The organism is Tychonema sp. LEGE 06208, from assembly GCF_015207505.1.
GTDB lineage: Bacteria > Cyanobacteriota > Cyanobacteriia > Cyanobacteriales > Microcoleaceae > Microcoleus.
Genome location: NZ_JADEWT010000051.1, coordinates 1 through 24,392 on the forward strand (window position 1 = coordinate 1; position 24,392 = coordinate 24,392).

A 24,392-nucleotide genomic window follows, 5' to 3' on the forward strand; every position below is an offset into this window, starting at 1 on the left:
GGGCATTGGGCATTGGGCATGGGGCATTGGGCATGGGGCGGAGCGAAGCGGAGGGATTGGGCGGAGCGAAGCGGAGGGATTGGGCGGAGCGAAGCGGAGGGATTGGGTATACCTCACAACGCGATCGAACCGCTATCTGTAGATCCGCGCTGCGCCTGAAATGCGGGTAGATTTGCAAAGGTCTTGTCTAGGGGAAGTATGCTTTTTGGCTGACTCCCGATTTTGTAAAGTAATGTTAAGCTGCATGGGGATGCAATCAACCTTTATAGCCTCGCACCTGTGTTTTAGCCCATGTCTTCCGATCGCACATTGCTGATTTCGCGCTGTTTCCTGGCTGGTTTGGGAACGCAGATGTTTTTGCACCACCAGCACCGGATTCCCCGAGATAGTCCCGTGCTGGTGGTGAGCAATCACCGCAGTTTCTTAGATCCTGTGCTGCTGACGGCGGCTTTGAGTCGATCGATCCGGTTTGCTTGTCATCACTACATGGGTCAAGTTCCGGTGATTCGGGAAGTTGTCACGACTTTTGGGGCTTTTCCCTTGGAAGCACCGGAGCAGCGACAGCAGCATTTTTTCTCTCAAGCGACGTCGCTGCTGCAAAGTGGGGAGATGGTGGGGGTATTTCCAGAGGGTGCAGAACCGATGGTGAAGTGTACTCAACCGAATACTGTGGGGAAGTTTCAGCGGGGATTTGCTCATTTGGCTTTGCGGGCTCCGCTGCGCGATTTGGCGGTATTGCCGGTGGCGATTGGTTCGATCGAGGAAAAGTCGGTGCGCTCTGGTGTACCGCTCAAGTTGTTGAGTTTGTTCGATCCTTCCGAACCGCTGTTCGATCGCGCCGGGTGGCATCCTGTGATAGTTTATCAGCGAGTTAATGTTTTAATCGGTCGGCCTTACTGGATTACTGTCGATCGACAGCAGCAATATCGAGGCAAAAAAGCCAAAGCTGTTGTTGCTGAACTCACAGAGCACTGTCAGGGGGAAATTGCACAATTGCTCCAACGAGGGTGTTTGTAACGAAGGAAGTTCGGCAACTCGCAATGTACGGGATGTAACGGATGTAACGGATGTAAGTCCGATGTCCGTCGGAAGAAGGAAGAGGGAAGAAGGAAGAGAGAATAAATTTGTGATTTTTGCTCGCATTTTCCTTGTGTCGCCGTCCTCGGCTGATTCTTAGTCGCTTCCTGGTTTAAGATTCCCGATTCGTCTGATGTCTTAATTGATGATTTTTCTTGCTCTGTGATTATCCCCCTATTTTTGACAGCAATCCCCGACTGATAGAGTTCATACAATTTAATTTCTGATTTTAATCATGCCAAATGCTAGTAACCAGGTTCGTTTTCTAACCCCCAAACCCCCGAAAGCCGATCGCCCTTTATTTATATTTCTACCCGGTATGGATGGTAGCGGTTTGCTGCTGCGGCCGCAAATTTCTAAATTGGCGAATCATTTCGACATTCGCTGCTTAACTTTACCTCCTGATGATATGGCTAGTTGGGAGGTACTTGTCAGCGAAACAATTGCCTTAATCGAAGCAGAAAAGCAAACCGGAAAGCAGCAGCGGCAGGTTTATCTGTGCGGGGAGTCATTTGGGGGCTGTTTAGCGATGAAAATTGTTTTAGAAGCTCCCCAATTGTGCGATCGACTAATTTTAGTGAATCCTGCTTCTTCATTCCGACAACAGCCTTGGGTGCAGTGGGGTTCGCATCTAACTCAGTGGTTGCCGGCGAATCTTTATCCGCTGTCGGTAATCGGTTTGTTGCCGATATTAGCATCTTTAGGAAAGATTGGGCGCGACGACCGGCGGGCTTTGCTAGAAGCGATGCAAGCCGTACCGCAACACACGTCTGTGTGGAGATTGGCGTTAGTGCGATCGTTTGATGTTGATGAAAATCAGTTGCGCGGCATCAAACAGCAGACGTTAGTAATTGCTAGCGGTGCCGATCGGCTGCTACCTTCAATAGCAGAAGCGCAGCTTTTAGTCAAAGTAATTCCCAATGCTGAAATGGTGATGCTGGCTAACAGCGGTCATGCTTGTTTGTTAGAAACAGATGTTGACCTTTTCGCGATTATGCAAGCTCGCAATTTTTCAACAGGTAAGTCATTAGTTAGGAGTCATTAGTTTGGAGTCATTAGTCAGTAGTCATTAGTCATTAGTTTGGAGTCATTAGTCAGTAGTCATTAGTCATTAGTTTGGAGTCAGTAGTCATTAGTCATTAGTCAGTAGTCATTAGTCATTAGTTTGGAGTCATTAGTCATTAGTCGGTAGTCAGCAGTCATTAGTCAATAGTCCTCAGTCATTAGTTGCTTGTCTCCAGGCACTTTTTAGTGACGGTCTGGTTAATTTGGATACGAACTTTATCGATCGCTCAATCTGTAATTTTGCTTCTAGTGACCAATAAATGACAAGTCATAGCTAATGACTAATGACTGTTGAATGTTGACTGTTGACTGTTAGCTGTTAGTTGTTATTGGGAATTGAGAATGGGAAATTGGGAATTCGTAGCAAGTAACCAATAACCAATAACTAATAACCAATTCCCAACAACTACTGACTACTGACTACTGACTACTGACTACCGACTACTGATTACTGACTACTGACTAATTAAGATTCAGCCATTTTTGAGCGTTAAGCCGCTGGACTACGCCAAACACCATGAGGTCGAGAGTAATCTTGCGCTCGTCTATCAAAAAAGGCTCTAAAGTGCTGGTATGGGTATTATTTTCAGCACAGGAAAACGCCCTTTGACTTTGAATATTTTCTTGAGGAAAATACAGGTTAAATTGGCGCTGACCTTCTTGGAATTTACCAATTACCTGCCAGCAATCTCCAGCGGTACTCATACCGGCAATGGGGAGTTTTTGCTTGGTAAAACGCACCTCTAAGTCCTTAACGCCCTGCTTGGTCAAAGCAGTTTGCAAGGCGGGCAAATAATCTTGTTGAATAAATTCCGCAAAGGGCTTGTCTTCAACAGCAGGTGCTTTTTCTTTTTTAGCTTTAGCTGGGGACTTGTCGCCGTCAGCGGCTTTAGCTGGGGGCTTTTTAGCTTTAGCTGCGGGCTTGTCAGTGCTGGGTAAGTCGGTTGTCTCGGGTGCGTCGGAACTTGGGGCGTTCTCGATCGCAGCACTGGGAGTTTCTGATTCGCCAGCGGTAGGGTTTTGCGGTTCTTCTGGCATTAAGGCTTCCTTGTAAAATTGATTGGTAGGAGTTTTGAGTTGAGATCCGGGCGATCGACTCGATCGATCGCACAGATATTTTATCGAAAACCAAGCTTAAAGAATTGTCAGTCAAAAAACTTTGAGATCGAAACACTCGCTGCCGGGTTTTCCTCTTGACAAATTGCAACTCCTGTGCTGAGTCTAAATTTCAGCGACAGCTCGTTCAATCAAACGGCGGGCGAGAGTTTGAACGCCGGTGTGTTCGTAGTAATTGGTAGTCATGTCGAGGAATGCGCCCACATAGTCCACCTTATCGGCAGAAATTTCGACAAAATTCTGCAAGTGGCCGAGTACGTTTTGAGGTGTCAAACCTCGATCGCTGACAAAAGAGCCCATCCAACCGGAAACCGAGTTAAAGCTTTCGCCGATAAAGCCGAGCTGGCCTGCGGGAGAGCCGCCTGGAATCATGCCGCCGATCGACTTAAACACTACATTATCTTGCAAATCTTGCGGGGAGAGGCGTTGAATCCAAGACTGAGTAGCCATAATAAAGTCTGGGCCCAGGGGAATCAAACCGTCGAAACAAACCAAAGCAGCCATCCGCATCAGGGATTCGCCGCCGTAGTCGCCCAGAGCTCCGGCAAAATCGCCGATGCTGTCGCCTGGAATCCCGTTGATTTGGCAAAAAGCGAGCAACTCAGTGACTAACTTCAAAGAAAGGTCGATCGTCTGAGCTTTTTCTGGCTTCGGGGTGAGATTGCCGAGGAAGCCCAAAAACGGGACATTTTCGGATACTTTGTTGGCCATAGCAGCCGCGCCTAGGGCACCGGAGGCACTGTCGATGGTTTGGTAGAGCCAAAGAGCGCGCTGGTAGCCTTGGGACTTATCGTTGTAGAGATAGATGGCCCGATCGCCAATTTGCTGAATCAAATCTTCATCAGTTTCGCCAGTAACAGTGCGAATGGTATTTTCAAAGCCCACTAAATTGTTCCACTCGCCGGGAACCACAAAGTCAAGCGCTCGCAGGGCTTTGACAGTCATGTTGTCTTTGGGCAATTGATCGACTAATTCAAAGACTGTTTTGCTCACAAAAAACTCCTTATAGCTGAACAAGAATCAAAGATATTACTTTTGGCAGATGGCAAGAACTTCACAATTTTGTCTGGGCAGACTTAATTTTGATTGCGCCTGACTAAAGTCGGGCGGGAAGTTCTATCGGAGAGATTGCTATTTAACGCTAGCGAGGCCGGCGAGGTTAAATTTTGACAGCCAAGCTTCGCGATCGCTAGCAGTAAAAGATGGATCGCGGGATTGAACTTTCACCTGATAGCGATTTGCCACCAAAACAGCAGTGATATTAGCACCCTGATTGACAGCAGGATAGCCGCTAATTTGCTTGGTACTTTGCTGGAATTTTGTACCAGCGGAGGGGTTGCCGGCGATATCGTTAATCGAGAGTACCGCGACATTTTTACCGTCTTTGTTGAGCTTAGCTTCAGCAAAACCAGATTTTTCTTGAGCGAAGACGCGATCGAATCCGCCGCCTGAAGAGGGGAAGTATTTATTTAACTTGCCGCCTGCGACTGCGTTCTTGGGAAGGTTTTGACTTTGAGCTATGGATTTGTCAGTAGCCTGCTTGGTATTAGCCGCGGGTTTTTGGGTACTTTCCTTCTGGGCTTGATCCCAGCGCGAAGGGGTTTGGGTTTGACCGCAGGAAGTCACCAGCAGCAGTACCGAGATCAGGAATGGAGCTAAGATTTTGCGCGCGGAGAGAAATTGCATCGCTGTCTCCTGATGAGTAGGTTTCCATAACAATTGTGGCTCAGAATTTGGAAATTTGTCTTTGGCGATCGGGTGATTTGTGCCTGCGGGAAAAAAATATTTGTAAAAAAATCCTCTGCCCGCATGACAGAGGATTTTTTGCAATGGCGAATTCAGATGGAAGAAGACAGAAAGATTGCTCCACACAGTCGAGTCTGGGGGTTGGGGTAAAGAAAGCAAATTTCCTAATTACCAGCAATCTCAAAACAATTTTTTCGGATTTTCCCTAGACTTATGAGAGAGGTTTCAGAGCACTTGTCTGTCAGTCTTCCAACTGAGGTGTTGCTTTGTGGGAAAAGCTCAGGCGTCGCTTTCGATGTGAATAAACAACAAACCCATTACCACAACTGGCATCAGCCAGCAAACAACGGGAATCAAAATCCAAGGCAAGAAAGAGGCAGCGTAGGTACCTGTCATGTCAAATTCTCCAAACTAAAGTTAGCGTGTTTCAACAGGGATATCGAGCAGCGGAGTCTAATTGTTGACTAAACCCCGGAAAATGGCATCAACGCCATTAAAGTTTTCCAGCAAGAAGTAGGCAGCAAAGACGCCGCTCATGCCGCCAATGAAGAAACCAGCGGTCAACTGACTCCATCCTTCAGCATTTCTGAGGGAATCGGGAGTCATGGGATTAGCACTGGGGTAGCTGGTGTTGTCTTGCTTGAAAGAGACCAAACCGTAGGCAGACATACCTAGTGTGCCTAGTAGAACTATGACGAGGGCTGTAATTAGTCCGCCAAGATTAGCTGCTTCAGGATAATCCCGCAGGGGTCCGAAGACGATTTCTGGGCCGACGAGGAAATAGCCGTGTGCCAAACCGATTTCTAGACCTCGAACTAGGGGCGAGAGTCCTTTGCGGTAGGCTGGCAAGTTCCCGATGAATGCTTTGGTGAAATCAGAAGCACTGATGGGAGTTGCTAGATGACCCGTGAAGGGGTCGCCGTTAAAGGGTTTAATAAGCTCTGCATCTCTGGGATCGGCCATATTCTCTTTTTCCTCGCTGTGCGTAAATTTTGAGGCGTTCAAGTCATATTTTACGCAGGGACGGGCTTCCTATTTGCATAAATGCTACCGAGCTTTAGAAAAGTTCACTATTCTTTAGTTTTCAGAAGAATTTTTCTTTTGTCCTCTATACCAGAAAGCGAGTCGATCGGGCGACACTCCCAGGAAATAAGCGATAATTACTATTTGATTGATGGCAGTGGTTTTGAGTACCCCAAGCTGCTGCCAGCGGCGGTCGGAGGTCAGCACGGGCTGGGGTAATAGGGCAATGCGGCCTTGTTTTTTCAACCGGCACACGAATTCAAAGTCTTCCATCAGGGGTAAGTCGGGAAAACCGCCGATTTTGTCAAAGGTAGCTGAATACAGAAAAATGGCTTGATCGCCGTAGGGCATTTGGAAAAAGTTCGATCGACAGTTTACCCCTGTTTCTACCAGCCGCAGACAGAGCCTGCGCCCATCAATTTTGAGTGGAAATGCCCCCCCTAGTATGGACGGTTTAGCTAATGCCATGCGCGCGTCAGAGTCGTAGCCTGGGGGTAAAAGAGTGTCGGCGTGGAGGAACAGCAGGATATCTCCAGTAGCGGAGGCGGCACCTGTATTCATTTGAGTAGCGCGGCCTGGGGCGGTAGAGATAACTCGCACGCCCAAAGATTGGGCTATATCTGCGGTGCCATCGCTGCTGCCGCCGTCGGCGACAATGATTTCAACATTTTTAGCATTTCGGGCGGTGGAGATGACTGGGGCGATCGTAGGTGCTTCGTTTAAGGCTGGAATAATAATAGAAATTTTGAGATTATGATTTTCTGATGGCATACAGAATTAAGCAGCCCGTGACATAGAGGGCGGGTTGTACAAAGCTTATCTGTTATTCAACAGCTTGGGACAGTTTTAGGCTTTACAGATGGGGTCGAAAAACCGGGTTTCTATGAGTTTTGGGTTGAGTAGCCATAAATATAGCCTTTCTGTGCTCTCATATGAGGTACTATCCGGGATAGGGCATTGGGCATAGGGCATTGAGCGGAGCGAAGCGGAGGGATTGGCCCGCGCAGGGCATTGGGCTATCCTCACTTTTTTGATAACCGCTATAGTCAGAAACCGGGTTTCTAGGAGTTGGGCGACGCTTTAGGAGCAATTCAGTCAGAAACCGGGTTTCTACGATTTGGGGGACGATTATCGCAGAGTATCGCCCTCAAATCATGATTCTATTTTGAACTAAAATTTGTTATATTTTGGCTTTTGTCGCGCTTGCGACTATTGTCGCAAGCGCTGTCTAACCACTGCATTTGGTCAGACAAATACAATTACTATATTATGACTTTCTGGTTTCAAAATCAAGTGTTTTTTATTAATTAAACATGAGAATTACTAATGAATTAGATCTGCTCAATCGAGTTTAATTATTTCAACATATTCATATCTAAATCTAGCAAATCCTCCGGTCGATCGATATCTGCAAGAGTGGGAAGATAAGCAATTTTCAGATCGAGGTTTTGGGCGATCGCCCGCGTAGCAGCAAAAACCTCATTAGTTCCCCAGTTAATGCCACCAAATAATTCTGGTACCGATCGCCCCAGCCCGATCAGATAATAACCTCCGTCTTTTGCCGGCCCCAAAACTAAATCGTGCTGGCTCAGTTCGTCAAAAGCTTTTGCCATGATTTCTGGTTTCAGTGCGGGACAATCAGTGCCGATAATTACAGCTTTGTCAACCCCCGAATTAAAGGAGTTTTGAAACGCTGCGGTCATTCTGGCACCTAAATCGCCGTCTGTTTGATTTTGATAAATAACATCGGTTCCCAACCAGTCTTGCATCTGTTGTGGGCTGCCGCCTGTGTAATGAATTTCTACTGATAGTTGGCGGGAGTTTTGGAGAGTGAGCGCGCGGGCGATCGCCTTTTGGGCCATCAAGCGGTGAAGATTGGCAGCACCTGTTTTTCCCAGCACCGCAATCAGTCTAGTTTTGGTTTTTCCGGGTTCGGGATAGCGGGTGAAAATTATTAGTTTTTCTGGAATCATACAATTTTTGATTTTAGCTGATAGTTCTTGCATAAATCTTCGAGAGAGCCGATCAACCGCAGATTTTAAGCAAATAAACACAAATAAACGCAGATAATTTATAGATTGTCTGCGAGTGAGTACAATGCAAGTCTAATATTAGTGGGTTGGGCGCGGTTTAATATTTGTTTGTTGGTGACTTAAGTTAATTGTCGCACCCAATTTACCCTACAATAGGTTAACTGAAAGTTGGTAATTGACGGTTAGCTCATTTCTAGCATTCGCTGGATTGGTTTCAAGGCTGCCCGTTGCAGTTCTTGGGACATGGTAATTTCGGGAGTTTTATTTTTGAGGGATAGGTACAATTTTTCCAAGGTATTTAATCTCATGTGCGGGCATTCGTTGCAAGCACAAGTATTATTATTGTTGCCAGGAGCGGGGATAAATTGTTTGTGTGGTGTTTGCTTTTGCATTTGGTGAATTATTCCCGGTTCAGTCGCGACAATAAATGCTTGGCTGGAACTCGATTGAGTATATTTGAGCAAAGCGGCGGTGGAACCGATATAATTCGCGTGGCGAAGTACGGGAGGTTCGCATTCTGGGTGGGCGATGATTTCGGCTTCGGGATTTTCGATTTTGAGTTGAACTATCTTTTTTTCTGAGAAGTTTTCGTGGACGATGCAGGCTCCTTGCCAGAGTTCCATGTGTCTACCGCTTTGTTCGATGACGTAGCGGCCGAGATTGCGATCGGGCCCAAAGATTATTGGCTGATTTTCAGGAATTTGGTTGACAATTTTGACGGCGTTGGAGCTGGTGCAAATTATGTCGCTCATTGCCTTTATTTGGGCGGTACAGTTAATGTAGGAAATAACTAAGTGTTTTGGGCGATCGGCTTTGAATGCTGCAAAGGCTTCGGGCGGGCAACTGTCGGCGAGGGAACAACCTGCATTTAAGTCTGGCAATAATACTAATTTGTCTGGATTGAGGATTTTGGCGGTTTCTGCCATGAAATGAACTCCGGCAAAAACTATAACATCGGCGCTGGTGTTGGCGGCTTTGCGGGCAAGTTCTAGGGAGTCGCCAATGAAGTCTGCGATGTCTTGGATGTCGGAGTCTTGGTAGTAGTGGGCGAGAATGACGGCGTTTAACTCTTGTTTGAGGGCGTTGATTGCGGCAAACAAGTCGTCGGGCAGTCTGGTTTGGGTAAAGTTGGGAGCAGGTGCGGTGGTAAACACAGTTAGAATCTTGGGTGAATGGTGGCGGCTGGACTCAAATGTATTTTGAATTATAGTTGAATTCACCAAAAACGGTTGCAAGCGGCTGGTTGGGCCAATCTAAAATCTAAAATCTAAAATCTAAAATCTAAAATTGCCTGGGGGAGAGTGCAAAAATTGGTCGCTGTTTCTTATGCTGATAAGAAGGGGCTAGGGCTCGATCGCACATAACAAATCAAATGAATAAAGCTAAATCTATCAAAATTGCGGTGGTGGGGGACGTTCACGATCGCTGGGAAGCAGAAGACGGCGAGGCGCTGAAGCATTTGGGCGTTGACTTGGTGCTGTTTGTGGGGGATTTTGGGAACGAGTCGGTGGATGTGGTGCGGGCGATCGCCCAATTGGACATTCCCAAAGCTGCGGTGTTTGGAAACCACGACGCTTGGTACACAGCAACCGAGTGGGGGCGGAGTCAGTGCCCCTACGATCGCCAGAAAGAAAATTGGGTAAAAAAGCAGTTAGATTTAATGGGAGAAGCCCACGTCGGTTACAGCAAGCGAGATTTTCCCGAATTGGGCGTAACTGTGGTGGGAAGCCGCCCGTTTACTTGGGGGGGTTCGGAGTGGAGGTACAACGATTTTTACTCAGAATGGTTTGGGGTAGAAAGTTTTGAGGAGTCGGCCAAACGCATTGCAGGGGCTGCTGCGGATGCGGATTGCGAAAATGTGATTTTTTTGGGTCACACGGGCCCGACGGGGCTGGGAGAGGCTCCGGGCGACCTCTGCGGGCGAGATTGGAAACCGCTGGGAGGGGATTGGGGAGACCCGGATTTTGCTGAGGCGATCGATCGAACTCGCGGTTCGGGGAAGCACGTACCTCTGGTAACTTTTGGTCATATGCACCACAAACTGCGACACACCAAGCACGAGTTGCGGAAGTCATGTTTCGTGAGTGGGGAGGGTACAGTTTATTTGAATGCCGCCAGCGTACCGCGAATTGTGGAGAGAGAGCGATCGAAACTGCGGAATTTCTCGATCGTGCTGCTGGAAAATGGCACAGTGTCGGAAGCGTCTCTAGTTTGGCTGGGGGAAGATTTCGCAGTGGTTTTAGAACAAATTCTTTACCGGCACACAGAATCGGCAACGGCTTGTAGTTAGCGGCAACTACTGGTATGATGTAGTTTATCTACCGGGAGAGGTGGCAGAGTGGTCGAATGCGCCTGACTTGAAATCAGGTGAACCGCAAGGTTCCGTGGGTTCAAATCCCACCCTCTCCGTTTTTTCAAGGCTTTGAGCCAATTAATATCAAGCTTTAGCAACACTCTAGGCTCCAGCAAAACCCCGGACAAAGGGAGCTGGATAGAAAGTCGATAAGTATAGCCTTTCTGTGCTCTCATATGAGGTACTTTCGGGCATAGGGCATAGGCCAAACCGGGCATAGGCCAAACCGGGCATAGGCCAAACCGGGCATAGGGCATACCTCACTTTTGTGAGAACCGCTATAACAGTTAACAGTCAACAGTCAACAGTCAACAGTCAACAGTGAATTTACTATTCCGATGAAGAGAGGATTTGATATCATAGGAGGTATTGACCGATCGATCGCTCCCTCAATCCTCCAATCTAAAACTTGTTCGCTCCTGAAGTCGAAAAATCTAAAACTTGTACGCTCGCGAAGCCGAAAAATCTAAAATCTAAACTTTTTGATCAAGGCTATTTTTTTAAAGAGGGCATTTTAGTTGGTTGGCTTTGCTAAACTAAACTTGACCGCAGACTAATTTGCTTACTTATATTTTGAGCAAAGCACAATTTAGAGTAAGTAGAAAGGCGTAAATATTTGTAGTTGGGATGAGGCAGGAGTCAGGAGACAGAATGCAGGAGGGATTGGGGTTTTAGCCTCATTTATCTTTCTTAACACAGTTGTGTTTTTCCCCACCGACTTACTTAAATTGAAAATTTTGCAACAAAAATAGATTAATCTATTATAGCCTTTCTGTGCTCTCATATGAGGTACTATCCGGGATAGGGCATTGGCCCGCGCAGGGCATTGGACTATCCTCACCACGCTTGAGAATCGCTATAGTAGTTCTGACAAAAATGAGGTATCAAACCCTCAATCTTAAATCTCAAATCTCAAATCTCAACCTGTATCTGACTTTTTTGATAAAGGCTATATGGGGAGCATCTCACTTTTGCAGCCAAGCTAGAAATTGGAGGTAGGAGGCAGGAGACAGGAGACAGGAGGAAAGAGGAAGAAAGAAGGAGTCAAAAGAAGTCTTTTTACAAATATGAGATGCTCCCGGCTATATGACAGCCCGATCGCAATTATAGCAGTTACGCACTGGGACTAAAAAAACCGAGTTTTTAGAATAATCTACGTCTACAAACGAAGTATTCTCGTGAAAAACCCGGTTTCAGGACACTCGCGCGTCCAAGAGTGAATCGTGCTTTAACGATTACATTTTGCTGATAATTCTTTGCACGATTTCCACACCTGTTACCGCCTGCCAGCCAAACAGCCCCAATAGCGCCACATTTAGAACGATGTGACTGTATCTGGCCAAATCATTGCCTTTTTGCATCAAAGGAGTCAGCGAGGCTGAAATGGCAATTATTGCGGTCATTCCCAAGCCTGCTAGCAAGTGGGCTCCCACAAATAGTTTGCCGTTGTTGATGTAGGTGACAGCCATTCCGCCGATCGCCCCTGTTACCATCAAGGCTAGCAGCAAAGAACCAATTTGGTGATGCTTGATGTTGAATTTGCCCTTAATTAATTCTTTTTTGGCCTCGCCTTCAGCACTTCTGGTACGGCGGATTTGAAGACCGAGATACAAAGCATAAAATGACAGAGCCAGCAATACCCACATTAAAACTGGGTGGAAGAATTGGCTCCAAACTTTCACTGACTCAGGAATTTCGAGGTTCATAGTGTTCTCAGAATTAGCAAAAAAACTTCATAAAAATTAGTATACCAGTAAGTCCCTCTCATGTGATGGTAAAAACATACAGAACGAGATACTATTATGCCTGCCATTAAACAAGACGCTGTATTGATTCAAGCCGCCAAGACTGGCAATATTATTCACGTCCAAGCTTTACTCGCTAAAGGCGTTGACGCTAATGCCAAAGACTCTGAGGGGACAACGGCTTTGATGTTTGCCGCCCAAAAGGGCTATACGGAAATCGTGCGTATTCTACTAAACAATGACGCTAATGTCAACCTCGCGAGCAGGCGTTTTGGGCTGACGGCTTTGATGCTGGCCGCCGCTCACAAACAGGCTGATGTTATGCGGCTGTTGTTGGCTGCGGGGGCTGATGTTGATGCAAAAAATGATGATGGAAGTACGGCTTTGATGGCCGCTTCTCTCAAAGGAGATGTTAATGTTGTGCGGCTTTTGCTTGATGCTAAGGCTGATGTGAATGTCCGAGATATAGATGGAGATTCTGCTCTGAAAATAGCGGCTTTGTCCGGGGACGAAGCTGTTGTGAAAATTTTGGCTGATGCGGGTGCTGTTGCTGACAATTTCATGCTATTTTTAGCTATTAGTCAAGGTAGCGCTGAAATTGTCAGAATTTTGCTCGATCGCGGTGCGGATGTTAATCTTAAAAATCTCAAGAGCAAAACCGCTTTGATGGAGGCTGCAGCTGCGGGAAATTTGGCGGTTGTCGAGGTGCTGTTGGCGGATGGCGCTAATGCGGAAATTCGCGACAAAGACGGCGAAACTGCTTTAACTTTGGCTGCTGATTTCGGCAATATTGATGCGGTGCGAGCTTTGCTGGGTGCGGGTGCTGATGCGAATGTGAAGAATGGAGATGGGGGCACGGCTTTGATGGCGGCTGCTGCTGGGGGAAATTTGCCGATCGCACGTATGTTACTCGATGCTGGCGCGGATATCAACGCTAAGGACAGAGATGATGAAACTGCGTTGAATTTTGCGGTGGTTGAAGGCTGCGAAAATGTGGTGGAATTGCTATTAAACCGAGGTGCTAGTGTCGGTGCCAGAAATCGGTTGGGCGATACGCCTTTGTTGGTGGCTGCAGTGCACGGTAACAGTGCTATCTTAGCGGCTTTGTTGCAAAAAGTCAACTCAAATCAGGCAGATTTTCTGAATGCTAAAAACTTTGGGGAGACGGCTTTGACGCTGGCTGTTTTTGGCGGACATACTGAGACGGTGAAGGTTTTGCTCGACGGGGGTGCAAATCCGAATGTTCCGGCGGATTTGGGGAAAACGGCTTTAATGAAGGCGTGCGATCGCGGTTATTTGGCGATCGTCCAATTATTAGTCGAAAAAGGCGCAGATGTCAACCTGCTGGATGACTCCGGTGCAACGGCTTTAATGTGGGCCGCCCATCGGGGTTATGCTGATGCAGTCAAGATTTTAATCGCTGCTGGTGCAGAACTAAATCACAAAAATCCCGGCAATTATACAGCTTTAATGCTGGCTGAGTTTAAAGGTTATTCGACTGTTGTGAAATTGCTCAAAAATGCCGGAGCACAGGAATAAATATCGCATCATGGGAGATGCAGATGCAGACGGCGGTTGAAACCAGGTTTACAAAAACTTTCGTCCGCCTCCGCCGACTGAAAAAAATGCCGTATCAAGAACAAAACGTAATGTTAACCATCCATTCTTCAACCCCTCTCAGATCGGGTTTTGTTTGTGTAAACCTGGTTTTATATCAAATCCTCTCTTTATCGGAATAGTAATATCGTTTCCGGTTGCATCGGAATGATTTAACCACAGAGAACACAGAGAACACAGAGAGATTAGAGAGAAATGAATAATTCTGATGCTAACAGAATTGATATAAATTCACTGTTAACAGTTAACATCGTGTATGAGTGCAACCAGAATTGATATTAACCGCCGTTTTATCTTTACTTTACGAACCCAGATTAACCCACAAATCTTGTCTCAATCAGCTTTACGCACCCAGCCGTTAATAGTACAGCGACTATCAGCAAAAGCTTTCGAGGGACAGCTAACTGTCAAAACTTCGTGCATATAGCGGCTGAGAAAAAATACGATACTGTTATTCCGAGGTTCTACCGTTCTGAAAGTGTCGGCCGCTACATAAAAATTGTTCTCGACTTTGCTATCATAAATCAGTAATTCGCCACCGGAAAAAGCCTTGGGTTCTCGATAGAAATAGTAAACGTAAGTAAAAAATCTGCTAGCGGTATCGGGCGAGCCGCTGTCGTTGTGAAGTTTATAAAAGTTGTTGTCGTTGTGCGTGGTTAACTGAGATTCTATATCACCAAGCGGAAATGATGGGATATTTAATTTCCGCAGCACGTCGGGGAGAATTCCTTTAATCCGATTTACCATCAGTGTTGAAAATTCGGGGAATGAGTGAAGTACCATAGAACGGCGGTAATCTTCGGCATTTGTGGAGGTGCTGGTACTCACGAATTCTGATTCTTTTGATAACACATATTTGATTAATTTGTTTTTTTCTGCTGGTGTCAAAAAGTTATCTATTTGGGCGTAGCGAGATATTAAGTCGTCATTTACAGGCGCGGCGGCTGGAATTTCGGCTGGAATTTCGGCGGGGATTTCTACGGGAATTTCGGCGGGAGTTGCTAGCTGCTGCGGCTGCATTTGCTGCAAGTAAATTGGGGGCTCGGTGACTAATCCCACTAGGTGATCTGCGGGGAAGCAAAGGCTAGAACGCCCGTCGTCTATGGGGATTTGAAATAATGTGGAAAAGCCTACTGTTGCTTGAGTGCGATCGGCTAATGTTTTGACTAGGTTGTGCAATAATGGTGTGTCGGATTTGAGCGTAATGGTGCACTGATGTCCGCCGGTGAGGAGGATTTTAACTTTTACGTCTTGGGGTTGAATTTGCTGTTGAGTGTAAGTCATAATTTTTTAAGGATGCAACTGGGAAGTCGTTAGGGACATAACATTTTTGATTGGTGTCACAGTCTTTTTGATCCCCCCTAACCCCCCTTAAAAAGGGGGGGACAAGAGTCTAAAGGGATATAACAGTGTTCATTGGTGTCACAGTCTTCTCGATCCCCCCTAGCCCCCCTTAAGAAGGGGGGGACAAGAGTGTCAAAGTCTCCCGTCTTAGTAACGATAAAAGTGTTTTCAAAGTCCCCCTTCTTAAGGGGGATTTAGGGGGATCGGGCCTCGGATACTAAGGAGAGATACAAAGAATTTTAGACTTAAGTTGACACCCGCGAACACTATTATATCCCTACCCTATGATACACAATTGAAAATTGCTAGGTATTATTCCTAATGTAAGAAGTGGCGGATATCGGTGAAAACCATTGTGATTCCGAGTTGGTTGGCTGCTGCGATCGAATCTTTATCGCGCATACTACCTCCCGGTTGGACGATCGCAATTATCCCCGCCTCAGCAGCCGTTTTTACGGAATCGTCGAAGGGGAAGAAGCCGTCGCTAGCCAAAATCGCTCCTTGACTCTTCTCTCCTGCTTGTTCCAATGCTAGTTTAACCGATCCGACGCGGTTCATTTGTCCCGCACCGACACCGATTGTAGTGCGATCGCGCGTCACAACGATCGCATTTGATTTAACGTGTTTCGCGACTTTCCAAGCAAACAGCAATTCTGCCAACTCATCAGCAGTCGGCTGTTTCTCAGTAACTGCGCGCCATTTGCTAGTTTCTTCTACTACATTATCCGAGTCTTGTACCAGCAAACCACCTGCAATAATTTTAACAGTTTGCGGCGGCCCTTGAGTCAAATCTGGCAAAATTAAGACTCGAACTTTCGCCTTTTTCTTGATAATTTCTTCCGCTTCTGGTTCGCACCCCGGCGCAACAATACATTCTAAAAAAGTTTTAGTTAACGCCGTTGCGGTAGCAGCATCAATCGGGCGGTTGAGGGCGACAATTCCACCGAAAGCTGAGACTGAATCGGTGTCGAAAGCTTTTTGATACGCTTCGGAAATAGTTGTTCCCAAGGCTGTACCGCAAGGATTTGTATGCTTGAGAATAGCGGCGGCGGGAGTGTCCGGGAATTCTACAATTAGCCGCCTTGCTGCTTCTAAATCTACTAAATTATTGTAGCTTAATTCTTTGCCTTGCAGGATGGTGCTAGTCGTCCAGCCTGTGGGTGCACTTCCGCTTTGATACCAGGTGGCGGCTTGGTGGGGATTTTCGCCGTAGCGGAGTGTTTGCAGTTCTGTTCCCGATACGTTGAAATCTTCTGGTAGCTTCGATTCTGGCTCGGATTGGCTGCTGAGATAATTGGCGATCGCGCGATCGTAGTTTGCTGTATGTTTGAAGGTTTCCAGCGCGCACTTTTCCCGGAATTTTAAAGAAGCTTCCCCGCCGTTTTCCCGCAGTTCTGCTAAATAAGTATTGTACTGTTCTGGATTGCACAAAACTGTCAAATGAGCGTGGTTTTTAGCTGAAGCTCTCAGCATCGCGGGCCCGCCGATATCGATCTGCTCAATTGCGTCTGCTAGAGTTACTCCCGGTTTAGCAATTGTCTGTTCAAACGGATACAAATTCACTACAACTAAATCGATCGCCCGAATTTGATTTTCGCTTAAATCTGCGATATCTTGCGCTACATCGCGGCGCGCTAAAATGCCTCCGTGGATTCGCGGGTGAAGTGTTTTGACTCGCCCTCCCAAAATTTCGGGGGAACCAGTATATTCTGCAACTTTTGTGACTGGGATTCCTGCTTCTTTGAGGGCGCTTGCTGTCCCGCCGCTGCTAATTATGTCAAATTCAAATTCTTCTACTAGACTGCGCGCTAAGTCGATTAGCCCGGTTTTGTTGGATACGCTCAGAAGTGCTAGACGTGCCATTGGTTTGAAATTGCGATCGCAAAAATAGACAGGTTATATTCTATATCAAATCTGGTGGTAGGGGAATAATTTGGTAGTTTGTGACTGTGATTACATTATCTCAACATGACTTGGCTTGTTATAATTATATTTTTTCTATACAATAAAAAAATTTTCAGTTGATTATATAGCGGTTCTCAAGCGTGGTGAGGTATACCATATGCCCTATGCCGGACAGTACCTCACCTTTCGGAGAAAGGCTATAAATATTTATAACTGGTGCGTCGATCCTGTTATATTGTCCGCTGTCAGCGGGATTGAAGCCATCTTTCCCCTTCACGGCAGTCTCCCGCGCCAGGGCCTATGCTGTTAAAATTACTTATTCCAGTGTAATAGATAATTCGATGGCGATCGCTCTATAATCTTAAGGATATTTTAGGATTAATTATCAAATTCATGTGCTAGCATCGGTTATAAATTGTTCTATCCCTAAATTAGCCAAAAACTTGGGCAAGAGCGACATCTTAATAAAAAAAATAGTAGGTTCAAATATGTTTTTTCAAGAAGCAGATTCAGAAAATCAGCTCAGTAATATTAGTAGGAACCCAAAACAAACTGCTAGCAACATGACCAATAGAATAAACTCTCAAGAAATATCAAAAAAATCAGCAGAAACTTCGACACAGGCCAACTTTTCACAAGCTTACAGTCTGAGTTTGTGTGAAATGCAGCAGATGCAGCGAGCAATGGAACAGCTAAAGCAGGATTTGAAAGCTAGCGAAGGTCGGTTTCGGAATGCGATAGAAAAGAATGCAGACGGCATGGTAATTGTCAACAAACGAGGACTTGTTTCTTTTGTAAACCAGTCAGCAGAAGCGCTGTTTAATTGCACGGCTGAGGAACTTTTAGGTCGAGTGTTTTTTGGTGGTTTGCTAGTAGAAGGTTCTGCTTGCGATCTGGAGATTAACGCAGATATTATTCCCCCAGTTAGAAAAGCAGCTACAGCAGGAATTCGCGTCGTACAAACCGAAGTTAAAGTTATTCGCAAGCAGCAAGAAAATGCTGTGGTAGAAATGCGGTTGGTGGAAACGGAATGGGAAGGAGAAATGGCTTATTTAGCGACGCTGCGGGACATTACCGATCGCAAGCGCGCCGAAGAAATGCTTTGGTTGTACGATCGGGCTATGGCAGCTACCAGTACCGGAATTGTCATCTCTGACGCAACTAACCCAGAACATCCAATTATTTATTGCAATCCCGCATTTGAGAGCATGACAGGTTATCGGCGACAGGAAGTTATCGGGAAAAACTGCCGATTTTTGCAAGGAAGCGATACAGACTCCGATGCGCTAAATACCATCCGCCAAGCATTGAAAACAGAGAACGAATGCAAGGTAAGATTAAAAAATTACCGCCAAGACGGAACCGCTTTTTGGAATGCTTTGTCAATATCTCCAGTGCGCGATAGAACAGGTAAATTAACTCATTTCATCGGCGTACAGAGAGACATAACCGATCGCAAACAAGCCGAAGAAGCATTGCATAATTCCGAAGCACAAAGCAGAGAACAAGCAGCTCAACTAGCAGCAGCACTAGAAGAACTAAAATCCACTCATTCCCAATTAGTGCAGAGCGAAAAAATGTCTAGTTTGGGATTGCTAATTGCCGGAGTCGCTCACGAAATCAACAACCCCGTTAGCTTCATTTACGGCAATCTTGCTTACCTCAAAAATTATACTAGAGACTTGTTTAATTACCTCGAACTTTACCAAAAGCACTATCCCAATCCAGTTGTAGAAATTCAACAGAGAATAGAAGAGGATGAACTAGATTTTTTGGTTGAAGATTTCCCCAAAATCGTATCTTCAATGAGCGTCGGTATCGAGCGGATTGACCAGATTGTCAAGTCGCTGCGGAACTTTTCGCGGCACGACGATTCACAGATGAAACCCGTTAACCTCCATGAAGGTATTGACAGCACGCTGTTAATACTAAATCACCGTTTGAAAGGAAATGGTGAAATACCGTCAATTGCAATTGTCAAAGAATACGGAAACTTACCACCTGTGGAGTGTTTTGGTGGGCCGATAAATCAAGTTTTCATGAATATTCTCAGTAATGCGATCGATGCTTTAGGTGATGGGAATAGTAAGCAAAGTTTTCAAGAAATGCGAGAGAGTCCCAGCCAGATTAAGATTTGCACAGAAGTTAGGGAGAATTTTGTAGAAATCAAAATTGCTGACAACGGGCCGGGAATTGCTGAAGAAGTTAAGCAGCGCATATTCGATACATTTTTTACTACCAAACCCGTTGGTAAAGGCACGGGAATGGGTTTGTCAATTAGCTATCAAATTGTTGTAGAAAGACACAATGGCGAATTATCTTGTACTTCGGAATTGGGCAAGGGCACGGAATTTATTATCAAAATGCCGATCGCACATTAGATGCAGACGGCGGTTGAAACTGCCGTCTGCATCTGGGGAATTAAAAAACCTCCGCACCCTCCAACTTCTTCATAGTTTCAACCTTAGCCCTCGCCGCTTCCCCGCAAGTCTTCGGCGTCGGAAACATCTTCCCAGGATTCGCCAAACCTTTCGGATTAAACACCTGACGCACCCACTGCATCGTCTCCAAATCTACCTCCGAAAACATATCCGGCATAAAACACTTCTTATCAGCACCGATGCCGTGTTCCCCCGAAAGACTGCCGCCGACTTTCACGCACAGCCTGAGAATTTCTCCCCCCAATTCTTCCACCTTTTCCAACGCACCTTTTACCGAGTTATCGTACAAAATCAGCGGGTGCAAATTCCCATCTCCCGCGTGAAATACATTCGCAATCCGATAACCGTATTTCTCGCTCAAACCCTCAATTTCCTTCAAAACATAAGCCATTTGCGTGCGCGGAATTACGCCATCTTGCACGTAATAATCCGGGCTGAGATGACCCGCCGCCGCAAAAGCAGCTTTCCGCCCTTTCCAAATTTTCAGCCGCGTTTCCGGGTCATGGGCAGTAGTGATATTTCGCGCTCCATTCTGCTTGCAAATATCAGCAATTCGCTGTTTATTTGTGGCAACTTCCACTTCTAAACCGTCGATTTCTACGAGCAGAATTGCCGCCGCATCGCGGGGATAACAACCAGTTGCTACTACATCTTCTACAGCATTGATGCTGATATTGTCCATGATTTCCATACCGCCTGGAATAATCCCAGCGCTGATAATATCGGAAACCGATTCGCCCGCTGCTTCGATACTGGCAAAATCCGCCAACAGAACGCAAATCGATTCCGGCGCTTTCAGGATTCGCAAAGTAACTTCCGTGGCGATGCCTAAAGTGCCTTCGGAACCGACAAATATACCTGTTAAATCGTAACCGGGCATTTCGGGAATTTCGCCGCCAACATCGACAATGGAACCGTCGGGAATTACCAATTTTAATCCTAAAACGTGATTGGTTGTAACTCCGTATTTGAGGCAGTGAACGCCGCCAGAATTTTCGGCAACGTTGCCGCCAATCGAACAAACAATTTGACTGGAAGGATCGGGTGCGTAGTAGAAACCTGCGCCGCTAACTGCTTGCGTTACCCAGTTATTAATTACTCCCGGTTGTACGACTACTTGCTGATTTTCTAAGTCTACTTTTAGGATTTTTCGCATCAGGGCTGTGACAATCAGCACGCAGTTTTCTACGGGTAAAGCGCCGCCGGAAAGCCCGGTTCCTGCGCCTCTAGCTACCCAGGGAATGGAATTGCGATCGCATATTTTGACCACATTTGCCACTTCCTCGGTAGTGCGCGGCAACACTACCACAGCGGGGCGCTGGCGGTAGCTGGCGAGCCCGTCGCACTCGTAAACAATCAATTCTTCGCGGCGCTGCACTACCCCGTTTTTACCGACTACAGCCTCAAATTCTTTAATAACGGGTTTCCAGTTGCGTTCGGTTGCTACGGCTATCATTAGTAACTTAATTTTAAGGGTTGCAATACTGACACTGAGCTGGATCGGCAGTCTCTCGACCGTCGGGAAACAGTTCTTCTTTAGTATAACCGCAGTTTTTGCATTGATAAATAGTCGATCGCGCTAGCTGAGTCGGAAAATAGCAAAGTCCGCAGGGCAATCCGATTTTTCTGTCAGTAACTTCAAATCCCGGCCAACCGCACTGCGGGCACAATTGCTGAAATTTTCTAACTAAATCGAGAGTTGCATTTTCGATATTTTTCATCCGAGTGGGATTGTACATCGCCCGCATATCTGTTTCGACGTGAACTCTGCCAGTTGACGATTTTTTCAAGCCTGCTGTCACCGCCTCAAACAACTGCTTTTCGGTAGTTATTCCCTTAACAATGTCTCCCTTCCCTTTAGCAGCATCGCCAACTACAACCACCAGTCCGTGTGCGGGAAATCCAGCTTTTTGAGCAAAATCATCTGCTTCTTCTATAGTGGCAACTAACTGGTGACTGTAATTAGTTTCTACAGACAATGATTCGCCGATAATTTCGAGATTGTTGGCTCGATCTAATAAAATTACGATTTCTCGATTAGCTGGCAGATACGGCATCATTGGGTGAGGGCCGAATGTACCTTCACTCGCAAAGGCCAGAGTTTCGCCCGCAATTTCTAGAGCTTTTTCCGCTTTCTGGCGGGCGGCTTCTATTTGAGTTCCTAAGCGTTTAACTTCTCTAGTAAATGTGCCGAAAATGTCTGTATTAAGCTCTGCAGGCAGTACGAGTTTTACGCCTAATTCTCGTTCCAAAATGGGAGCCATCACCCGTTCTTTTTGGTGCATTGTAGCAAGAACGGCGGTGCGATCGATCAATAAGTGATGTTGGTTCATCTATTTTAAATACTGCAAATAAAACTGATATCACTGCTTGTTTTTATTGCTTGACAAATCAATTACAAAATTTGCTCCATCATCATAAATCCGTTTTCTCGTTTGACCGAGTTTTTGTAAGCTATCTTGAAATTCAAAAGTGTTCAATGCCTGATTTCGGAGCCAAAAACCTAGTGCCTTGACTTCGAGTCTATATTCTAGAGATTTCCTAGGAAAGTTCGCTTCATTAGCGTAAGAATATGCAACATATCTAATCGATTTTGAAACTAGATAATCTGCTAGCGCTTCTTCTCCTTTAAAGGAAGGCATACCGGGCGGAAGGCTAGCCCCGCCTGGGTAGTCTGCAATCCAGATTGTATGTTTCTTAAAATTCATTAAAAAAGGTTTGTCAAGTCTTGTTAAAACTATTTCTCCTTCAGGAACCGAATCTAGCATTTTTGAATATTTTTCTCGCTCGTCTAGTGTCACTAAAGGTACATTTTTTAAACCAGAGGCAATGTTCTCTAAATAATGATTATATTGTCTAAACATTTTGTCGCCCTTACAATTGATCGCTAATAAGAATGACAAAAATAATGCACCAATGAAACGCCTATTTCTTAAGTTTAAGTTTGATATTTTTGGCTCAATATTTTCCCTAACAACCAATATTAATATCAGGAACACAACTAATAGTAGTGAATATGCATAGCGGTCGATATCCGAGCCTCCAGTAGAAATTCCTATGATTGCAACGCCCGTCACATTACTAAGATTAATAGACAGACTTGCTTCCCTAACAATTGGCTTTTTATGGAGACCAACCATAAAAAATCTAATTCTCAATACAGTCAGTAAATAAACAATTGCTAAAATTGCATATAGCTTGAGTCTAAGTGCTGAAAATCGAAAAAGCTCTCCGAAAATCTCATTGCTAGGAAGCTTGACCGAGCCTCCGTATACAGAACCATGAAAACCTCTACCAAATATGGGATATAATAAAGTCCCGGATGACTGATACAGTGAGATCGACCAGGGTAAAATAAACACAGCCAATAAAATACTAGCTAAACAAAATTCGTAGATTGCTTTATGCTTTATTTGGCTGCCAAGGATATAGAAAAAATAACTACAGGTGAAGAAAATAATACACGCAGGAATCAAGGTAGTTTTTAAAGCGCAGATAGCGGCTGCAAGCAATCCTACAATCGCAGCATTACTGTGGATGTTTGTTGCTTTTAGCTTGTCCCAATCAAAAACTCTGAATAAGCTGAAGAAAAGACATACCGGAATTAATATACCAGTTGTATTTGTATGATCTCGGCTAATTAATAAAAATGCGAACACAATCAGTAATGTCGAGCTTTTTGAAAATTTTTTTTGCTGACAGTATCCGATCGTGAGTCCTATCATTACGACTAAGGCGCATCCGGGATCGATCAGATATAAACTTCTTTCATCCAACAGGCTGAGAATGAATGTATGCAAGAATGATTGTCCTCCCAGTGCAGATACCAATCTTCTTTCGCTGAAAGGATCGGAACCAAGAGAACCTATTTGAAGCATTTTATGGGGGAATACAAAATAGGCGTGGTAGTCATCGTGAGGATTAAAATTATACCAGGCCACTGAACCACTGTATTGCACAGCAGCCAGAAGAAAAGCGATAAAAGTCCCGATCGCCAAAAAACTATTTTCTTTAAAAGCATTAATTAACCGATTCAGCTCGTCGGCGATCAAAGTTTTATTTGCCCAGGCATCTATTATTCCGTAAAGTGCGCCCAAGCATATATATATTAAAATAGTTGCTTGCGAAATAGTCCATGTCACATTTAATAAACCACCAAATATAATCGTCCAAGCTATCCCCCAAGCGGCTCTTTGTCCCCAGTCAACTCTGTACTGAGGAAAAAGGATGCGGTTGACTACTCCACCCCAACCAATCAGGGATACAAGAATGAAAATTCCCCAGGCAAAAGAAATAAAATAATAATAATTCATAATTGTTACCTCAGTATCGATTTAGAAGGTTACGATCAGACGCACCCTTTGAATTAAGTTATCAACTCAGCACTCAACGATCAATGTTAAAAGCGATCGCTAGTTGCCCCCAGCGGTTCCCCCACTTTGACCTTGGAGTACAAAAATTACTCCCGTCATAATTAGCCCCACGCCTACCAACCGCAGCGGTGGCAAAGGCTCGTGAAATACAATTTTCCCGCCCAACACAGTAAACAAGTAACTAATTGACAGTAAAGGCGAGACTATGCTAATGTTGGCGCGAGACAAAACTACGATAAAGCCGATCGAAGAAACTGCATACAAACACAGACCTCCAACTATCAAAGGCTGAGTTGCCATTGCGAGCACTTTTTCCACTAAATTAGCAGCGCCAATGGGCCCTAAGATTTTTGCTCCTGCTTTCAGACTAAATTGACCCACCACACTGCACAAAATAGCAGCGAGCAAAACTAGAAAAACGCTTCTACTCATAAATTAACTAACCTAATATTACAAAAAAACGGCAGTTGGGAAAAAAATGAAAAACTTTAATTAAGTTTTGTTGATTTTTATTCACAACTAATAATTTAAGCAGAGATACTGGAAAAGTAAGT

21 protein-coding genes and 1 tRNA gene are annotated in these 24,392 nt (G+C 45.4%); 7 read left to right on the plus strand and 15 right to left on the minus strand.

Annotated elements, in window-relative coordinates:
- Positions 1-291 precede the first annotated feature (291 nt).
- The 3 genes from IQ263_RS14880 (at position 292) to IQ263_RS14890 (ending at position 2,122) form a co-directional block, all read left to right on the plus strand.
- Entirely contained in the window at positions 292-1,017 is a 726-nt protein-coding gene (locus IQ263_RS14880) for a lysophospholipid acyltransferase family protein (protein ID WP_194068104.1), read from the plus strand.
- On the plus strand, positions 986-1,177 hold the full coding sequence (locus tag IQ263_RS14885; protein WP_194068105.1) for a hypothetical protein: 192 nt from the start codon (positions 986-988) through the stop codon (positions 1,175-1,177). The genes IQ263_RS14880 and IQ263_RS14885 overlap by 32 nt, the downstream gene beginning before the upstream one ends.
- A 135-nt stretch (positions 1,178-1,312) precedes the next feature.
- A complete protein-coding gene (locus IQ263_RS14890; protein ID WP_194068106.1) occupies positions 1,313-2,122 on the plus strand; it encodes an alpha/beta fold hydrolase in 810 nt (269 codons plus the stop codon).
- A gap of 482 nt (positions 2,123-2,604) precedes the next feature.
- On the opposite strand, the gene IQ263_RS14895 is transcribed toward IQ263_RS14890, so the two are convergent.
- The 8 genes from IQ263_RS14895 to nadA all read right to left on the minus strand — a co-directional run bounded on the left by IQ263_RS14895 (position 2,605) and on the right by nadA (position 9,214).
- Positions 2,605-3,180 (minus strand): DUF2996 domain-containing protein, encoded by a 576-nt coding sequence (locus tag IQ263_RS14895; protein WP_194068107.1) that lies wholly within the window; start codon positions 3,178-3,180, stop codon positions 2,605-2,607.
- Between the two features lie 183 nt (positions 3,181-3,363).
- Positions 3,364-4,251: a hypothetical protein gene (locus tag IQ263_RS14900; protein WP_194068108.1), complete on the minus strand. Its 888-nt coding sequence runs from the start codon at positions 4,249-4,251 to the stop codon at positions 3,364-3,366.
- 138 nt (positions 4,252-4,389) lie between these two features.
- Entirely contained in the window at positions 4,390-4,944 is a 555-nt protein-coding gene (locus tag IQ263_RS14905) for a hypothetical protein (RefSeq protein ID WP_194068109.1), read from the minus strand.
- Between the two features lie 339 nt (positions 4,945-5,283).
- A complete protein-coding gene (locus IQ263_RS14910; RefSeq protein WP_194063327.1) occupies positions 5,284-5,400 on the minus strand; it encodes a photosystem I reaction center subunit VIII in 117 nt (38 codons plus the stop codon).
- Positions 5,401-5,457: 57 nt separating this feature from the next.
- Positions 5,458-5,967 carry a photosystem I reaction center protein subunit XI gene (locus IQ263_RS14915; RefSeq protein ID WP_194012096.1) on the minus strand — a complete coding sequence of 170 codons (510 nt, stop codon included), beginning with the start codon at positions 5,965-5,967 and terminating at the stop codon, positions 5,458-5,460.
- Between the two features lie 114 nt (positions 5,968-6,081).
- Complete coding sequence (locus tag IQ263_RS14920) at positions 6,082-6,798, minus strand: TIGR04283 family arsenosugar biosynthesis glycosyltransferase (protein WP_194068110.1); 717 nt, start codon at positions 6,796-6,798, stop codon at positions 6,082-6,084.
- Between the two features lie 584 nt (positions 6,799-7,382).
- Positions 7,383-8,000, minus strand: coding sequence for a TIGR04282 family arsenosugar biosynthesis glycosyltransferase (locus tag IQ263_RS14925; protein ID WP_194068111.1), 618 nt, complete (start codon positions 7,998-8,000; stop codon positions 7,383-7,385).
- A gap of 242 nt (positions 8,001-8,242) precedes the next feature.
- The gene (gene nadA / locus IQ263_RS14930) at positions 8,243-9,214 is read right to left on the minus strand and encodes a quinolinate synthase NadA (RefSeq protein ID WP_194068139.1); all 972 of its coding nucleotides are present in this window, start codon (positions 9,212-9,214) and stop codon (positions 8,243-8,245) included.
- 218 nt (positions 9,215-9,432) lie between these two features.
- Here nadA and IQ263_RS14935 point away from each other — a divergent pair, with 218 nt between their 5' ends.
- Together IQ263_RS14935 and IQ263_RS14940 are read left to right on the plus strand one after the other, a co-directional pair.
- Complete coding sequence (locus IQ263_RS14935; RefSeq protein ID WP_194068112.1) at positions 9,433-10,350, plus strand: TIGR04168 family protein; 918 nt, start codon at positions 9,433-9,435, stop codon at positions 10,348-10,350.
- Positions 10,351-10,384: 34 nt separating this feature from the next.
- Positions 10,385-10,469 (plus strand) — tRNA-Ser (locus IQ263_RS14940).
- Positions 10,470-11,648: 1,179 nt separating this feature from the next.
- Here IQ263_RS14940 and IQ263_RS14945 read toward each other — a convergent pair.
- Positions 11,649-12,119, minus strand: a complete 471-nt coding sequence (locus IQ263_RS14945) for a DUF4079 domain-containing protein (RefSeq protein WP_194068113.1) — start codon at positions 12,117-12,119, stop codon at positions 11,649-11,651.
- A 96-nt stretch (positions 12,120-12,215) separates the two neighbouring features.
- On the opposite strand from IQ263_RS14945, the gene IQ263_RS14950 reads away from it, so the two are divergent.
- Positions 12,216-13,697 carry an ankyrin repeat domain-containing protein gene (locus IQ263_RS14950; RefSeq protein ID WP_194068114.1) on the plus strand — a complete coding sequence of 494 codons (1,482 nt, stop codon included), beginning with the start codon at positions 12,216-12,218 and terminating at the stop codon, positions 13,695-13,697.
- A gap of 411 nt (positions 13,698-14,108) precedes the next feature.
- Here IQ263_RS14950 and IQ263_RS14955 read toward each other — a convergent pair whose 3' ends face one another.
- Positions 14,109-15,059, minus strand: a complete 951-nt coding sequence (locus tag IQ263_RS14955; protein ID WP_194068115.1) for a 2OG-Fe(II) oxygenase — start codon at positions 15,057-15,059, stop codon at positions 14,109-14,111.
- 378 nt (positions 15,060-15,437) lie between these two features.
- Positions 15,438-16,982 carry a bifunctional phosphoribosylaminoimidazolecarboxamide formyltransferase/IMP cyclohydrolase gene (purH, locus tag IQ263_RS14960; protein WP_194068116.1) on the minus strand — a complete coding sequence of 515 codons (1,545 nt, stop codon included), beginning with the start codon at positions 16,980-16,982 and terminating at the stop codon, positions 15,438-15,440.
- A 605-nt stretch (positions 16,983-17,587) separates the two neighbouring features.
- Here purH and IQ263_RS14965 point away from each other — a divergent pair.
- Positions 17,588-19,405, plus strand: a complete 1,818-nt coding sequence (locus IQ263_RS14965; RefSeq protein ID WP_228050071.1) for a hybrid sensor histidine kinase/response regulator — start codon at positions 17,588-17,590, stop codon at positions 19,403-19,405.
- Positions 19,406-19,445: 40 nt separating this feature from the next.
- On the opposite strand, the gene glcD is transcribed toward IQ263_RS14965, so the two are convergent.
- From glcD to IQ263_RS14985, 4 genes are all read right to left on the minus strand, one after another.
- Positions 19,446-20,921 carry a glycolate oxidase subunit GlcD gene (glcD, locus tag IQ263_RS14970; RefSeq protein ID WP_194068118.1) on the minus strand — a complete coding sequence of 492 codons (1,476 nt, stop codon included), beginning with the start codon at positions 20,919-20,921 and terminating at the stop codon, positions 19,446-19,448.
- A gap of 13 nt (positions 20,922-20,934) precedes the next feature.
- Complete coding sequence (locus tag IQ263_RS14975) at positions 20,935-21,798, minus strand: DUF6671 family protein (RefSeq protein WP_194068119.1); 864 nt, start codon at positions 21,796-21,798, stop codon at positions 20,935-20,937.
- Positions 21,799-21,828: 30 nt separating this feature from the next.
- Positions 21,829-23,778 carry a hypothetical protein gene (locus tag IQ263_RS14980; protein WP_194068120.1) on the minus strand — a complete coding sequence of 650 codons (1,950 nt, stop codon included), beginning with the start codon at positions 23,776-23,778 and terminating at the stop codon, positions 21,829-21,831.
- A gap of 99 nt (positions 23,779-23,877) precedes the next feature.
- Positions 23,878-24,270: a DMT family transporter gene (locus IQ263_RS14985; RefSeq protein ID WP_194068121.1), complete on the minus strand. Its 393-nt coding sequence runs from the start codon at positions 24,268-24,270 to the stop codon at positions 23,878-23,880.
- Between the last annotated feature and the right edge of the window lie 122 nt (positions 24,271-24,392).